Origin of the sequence: Streptomyces niveiscabiei (assembly GCF_001419795.1) — a bacterium.
GTDB lineage: Bacteria > Actinomycetota > Actinomycetes > Streptomycetales > Streptomycetaceae > Streptomyces > Streptomyces niveiscabiei.
In genome coordinates this window covers 1-4,420 of record NZ_LIRL01000527.1, presented here as the reverse complement: position 1 = coordinate 4,420, position 4,420 = coordinate 1, and the positions used below count along the sequence as shown (strand labels likewise).

Here is a 4,420-nt window from a genome sequence, read left to right as displayed (position 1 = left end):
GGCAGACGGGATGGGAGCTCGCCGCACCAGCCACTCACGGGCGGCACTCGCGAGCGGCGCCCCCATCCTGGAGCCTGAGCGCCCCCGCCGGAGGCATGTCATTGACCTGCGGGTGACTTCCTGGCTTCTGCCCGCTGCACGTAGCGCGCCGCCGGGGCGCGGCCAGCCGGGGCGCAGACAGGAGGCAGGCCGCGCCGCAGAGGCGGCGCGCGCCCGCGCTTGCGCGGGCCTTGATGAGGTAGAGATTCCTGTAACAGCTCAGCTGCTCAGGCGGTACTCCAGGACGTACGAACCGGCGTCCAGGAGCATCTGGTTGACCTCCACGGGGCGCTCGTCTTCGGTGAAGGCGGTGCGGCAGATCTCCAGGACCGGAGTGCCGGCCGCGAGGGCCAGAGCGGTCCGCTCCTCCTCGCTGGGCATCCGCGCCCGAAGCTCCTCGGAGAAGAGCACGGGTTCCGCGCCCAGCTCGGCCAGGCGGGCGTAACTGCCTCCCGGGCCCGTGTTCGGCTGGGCGATCGCCGTGTCTCGGACCAGATCCGCGGGGAGGTACGACGTCGCGATCTGCACTGGGCGGTCCTCGACGACGAACTTCCGGCTTCGCACGATGACGGCCGCCCCTGGCTCGAGGTTCAGCAACCGCCCGATCTGGCGCGGGGCCTCGGCCTCGTAGACCTGGACGTCGGTGACCAGGGGGCGTTGTGCGACATCGGCCGACCAGATGGACTGCCCTGCGTCTCGGCGGCTCTTGGAGAGGCGATCGTTCGCGACCCGGCGGATCGGCCTGAACTCCCGTACGTAGGTTCCGGACCCTGGGCGTGCGACCGCCAGGCCTTCGCTCACGAGGATCTTGAGCGCCTGATTGGCGGTCATCTTGGCGACGCCGTATGTCTTCACCAGCGAGGGTTCACCGGGCAACCGATCGCCCGGCACCAGCTCCCCGGACTCGATCCGCGCCCGGAGATCGTCGGCGATCTGCCGCGCAGTCTCGGGCATGTCTCTCTCCACTCGTCGATGCTCCCTAGGGTGGTCAGCCTACCCGGCACCCCCTTCCGGACGCACGAGCGTGTACCCGATCGCTCACCGAACGCACCGACTTCCGCAGGTCTCGTTGACATCCCTAGGGAGGTTTGGTTTCAATCTCCCTAGGGAGGTAAACACTCCCTGAAGAAGGGCGACGCCCCTACCGCCAAGCAGATGCGCCGCCCCACCCCTCTTCCAAGGGAGCCTCCATCATGCCTGTCTCGCTGATCCACGCCGGTCGGCCGACCGGCGTCTTAGCGCCGAGGATCATTCGCCGCACGGCCCGTAGCTGCGCGGTGTGCGGCAAGACGCGTTGCCAGGACGCGAACGTCTGCCGCACGGCCTTCGGTACCACCGAGTGGCTGGAGTGCCCGGCCTGCGCGGGCAGCGGCTACGACACCACCGGATTTCAGCTCTACTGCCCCGACTGCGGCGGCGCGAAGGTCCTGGAGGTCGAGATCATCGATGCTCCGGGGGTGGTCGAGTGACGGTGTTCCCCGTCGCCCCTGAGGCCGTGGCCGGTGCTGCGGCCTCCATGGGGACCGACGCCGTGACCCTGGCTGATCTGCTGCGAGTCGCCTCGGCTCCCGGGTTCGACCGATGGCGCGATCAGGTACGCCGTACGGGTGGCTGCTCGGACCCGATCCACTTGTCCGGTACGACGGTCACCCGTGACGCCCGGACCGGGGATGTCCTCTACTCGTACTCCACGGCCGAGGAGCCGGGCGGACGCCTCCGGGTCGCCTGTGGCAACCGGCGGGCCTCCCGCTGCCCCTCCTGTGCCTGGACGTACGCGGGCGACGCCTACCACCTCATACGGGCCGGACTCACCGGTGACCCGCGCATGGGGATTCCCGACGAAGTACGTATCCACCCCGGCGTGTTCGTCACCCTGACCGCGCCCTCCTTCGGGCCGGTCCACAACCGTCCCGAGAAGGGTCGCTGCCGATGCGGTGTCGCCCACTCCGAGGACGCCGCCGAACTCGGCACGGCGCTCGACTCTGACACGTACGACTACGCCGGGGCCGTTCTCTGGAACAACCACGCCGGGGACCTCTGGCGACGCTTCACGATCTACCTACGCCGGGAGATCGCCGCTCGCGCTGGCATCACTCAGGCCACGCTGCGGGAGGTCTGCCGGATCTCCTTCGGCAAGGTCGCCGAGTTCCAGAAGCGCGGGGCGATCCACTTCCACGCCATCGTCCGGCTGGACGGCCCTGCCGGTCCGGATGACACCCCGCCCGAGTGGGCCAGTACGGCACTGCTCGGGGATGCGATCCGTGATGCCGCCGCCCGGGTCTCCGTCCCGTTGGCACCTGCCGATGACCACCCGGCGCGCGTCCTGCGCTGGGGTGCCCAGGTCGACGTACGGGCCATCGGCACCGACGGCCAGGAGCTGAACGAACAGGCCGTGGCCGCGTACGTCGCGAAGTACGCCACCAAGGCGGCCGAGTCCACCGGCACGGTCGACCGCCGCGTCGGGGAGCTCTCCGAACTCGACAGGCTGCCCGAGCTGCCCGACCACACTCGACGTCTGATTCGAGCCTGTCATGCCCTTGACCAGCACTACCCGGACCGCAAGCTCTGGGCCTGGGCCCACATGCTCGGCTTCCGCGGGCACTTCCTCACCAAGTCCCGCCGTTACTCCTCGACCTTCGCCGAACGCCGCCAGGTCCGTGCCGACTTCCGCGCGCGGCAAGAGCGTCGGGAGCGAGGGCTGCCCGAGGACCCGGACGACGCGGAGGGCTCCACGCTCGTGCTCGCCCACTGGTCCTACGCCGGGCACGGGCACACCCCCGGCGAATCCTGGCTTGCCGCATCGATCGCGAAGGAGATCCGACTGAACCGAGAGACGGCCCGTGAGGCCCTTGCTGACATAAGCGATCTTGAGGCTGCGGGGGAGTGGTGAGCGTGGATCGACTACTGAGCGTGCAGGAGGTCGCCGATCGGCTCGGTACCGGCGTGAGGTTCCCCCGTCGGCTTGTTGAAGAACGTCGCATCACCTTCGTGAAGGTCGGCCGACACGTGCGGATCCCGGAATGGGCTCTTGAGGCGTATGTGGCCGAGAACACCGTGCAGCCGATCACTCTTCGGCCCAACGTGCTCAGGAGGGCCGCCTGATGGCTGGCAAGCGCAAGTCCCGCCGTGCCTTCGGCCGGATCCGCAAGCTCCCCTCAGGCCGCTTCCAGGCTCGATACCCGGGGCCCGATGGAGTGCTCCGCCCGGCCGACCGGACGTTCGCCACCACGACGGACGCCGACCGTTGGCTTGCCCGGAAGCGCATCGAGATCGAGGAAGGGCACTGACTCGACCCCGCCGAGGGGCAGACGACCGTACGCGACTGGGCGGCCCGGTGGCTCGCAGCCGTCTCCCCACAGCTCAAGCACAAGACACAGGCGTCGTACCGATCACTGATCAACTCGCTGATCGACCCGGCCCTTGGGGACCGCGAGTTGTCCAGCCTCAGGCCGATCACGGTTGCCGAGTGGGTCGGAGCGATGAAGACCAAAGGGCTCAGCGCTTCCAGGATCCGGCAGGCGTACCGCGTCCTGTCGCAGATCATGCGGGCCGCCGTCGACAACGACATGATCCCGCAGACCCCCTGCCGGGGCGTGAAGCTGCCTCGGATGCCGCAGACCGAGCCGCACATCCTCACTCCCCTCGAAGCCTCCCGGCTCGTCCGGAGTGCCGCCGAGCCGCATGACCATCTGATCGCGCTTCTCGCGTACGCGGGCCTGCGAGTTGGAGAGGCGTTCGCCCTTCGGCGCTCGGACATCGACGTGTCCGGCGGCTTCGTCTTGGTCGACGAGAACCTTGCCGAGGCCAACGGCACCCTCGTCTTCGACACCCCGAAGTCCCATCAGAAGAGGCTGCTTCGCGTCGGCCCCTCGCTGGCGAAGCGGCTCGGCCGGCACTTGGAGACTCTGCCCGGCGGGGATGACGCGCTCCTGTTCACGACCCCGGGCGGCAAGCCGATGCGCTACAACCAGTGGCGCAAGGCCTACTTCGACCCGGCCGTGTCGGCGGCCGGACTCACCGACCTGACCCCGCATGACCTCCGTGCCTCGCACGGGACTTGGGTCGCCGACCGGTACGGCGTGATGACCGCCGCTCACCGGCTCGGCCACTCGAACGCGAGCGTCACGACCCGGCACTACGCCCGGCCGGTCGCCGGTCGCGACGACCAGGTCGCCGAAGCGGCCGACTCCTGGCTGAGCGGGCACGATCACGAGCCTGGGGCACGTAGCGGGCACGATGGCGATGATGACGGGTCCGCAGGCGTGCTCGTACCCGTCTGACCTGCTGCGGAGCGTCCCGCCTGCCCGACCGACGAGAGATCTTGAAAACCGTCGTGGCAGCGATGTCACCGTGGGTTCAAATCCCACACCCACCGCAGGTG

4 protein-coding genes and 1 pseudogene are annotated in these 4,420 nt (G+C 69.1%); 4 read left to right on the top strand and 1 reads right to left on the bottom strand.

Annotated features, from left to right (window positions below; translation table 11 throughout):
- Nucleotides 1–258 precede the first annotated feature (258 nt).
- On the bottom strand, nt 259–993 hold the full coding sequence (locus AOK24_RS25040) for a GntR family transcriptional regulator (RefSeq protein ID WP_055722332.1): 735 nt from the start codon (nt 991–993) through the stop codon (nt 259–261).
- Nucleotides 994–1,232: 239 nt separating this feature from the next.
- Between AOK24_RS25040 and AOK24_RS25035 the strand changes: the two genes are divergently transcribed.
- The 4 genes and pseudogenes from AOK24_RS25035 to AOK24_RS25020 all read left to right on the top strand — a co-directional run bounded on the left by AOK24_RS25035 (nt 1,233) and on the right by AOK24_RS25020 (nt 4,319).
- Nucleotides 1,233–1,508 carry a hypothetical protein gene (locus tag AOK24_RS25035; RefSeq protein ID WP_133258193.1) on the top strand — a complete coding sequence of 92 codons (276 nt, stop codon included), beginning with the start codon at nt 1,233–1,235 and terminating at the stop codon, nt 1,506–1,508.
- Between the two features lie 47 nt (nt 1,509–1,555).
- On the top strand, nt 1,556–2,929 hold the full coding sequence (repSA, locus tag AOK24_RS25030; protein ID WP_055722341.1) for a replication initiator protein RepSA: 1,374 nt from the start codon (nt 1,556–1,558) through the stop codon (nt 2,927–2,929).
- Nucleotides 2,923–3,141, top strand: a complete 219-nt coding sequence (locus AOK24_RS25025; RefSeq protein WP_055722330.1) for an excisionase family DNA-binding protein — start codon at nt 2,923–2,925, stop codon at nt 3,139–3,141. Before repSA ends, AOK24_RS25025 begins: the two co-directional genes overlap by 7 nt.
- Nucleotides 3,141–4,319 (top strand): annotated as a pseudogene (locus AOK24_RS25020) (tyrosine-type recombinase/integrase). The gene AOK24_RS25025 and the pseudogene AOK24_RS25020 overlap by 1 nt, the downstream one beginning before the upstream one ends.
- Nucleotides 4,320–4,420: the final 101 nt, after the last annotated feature.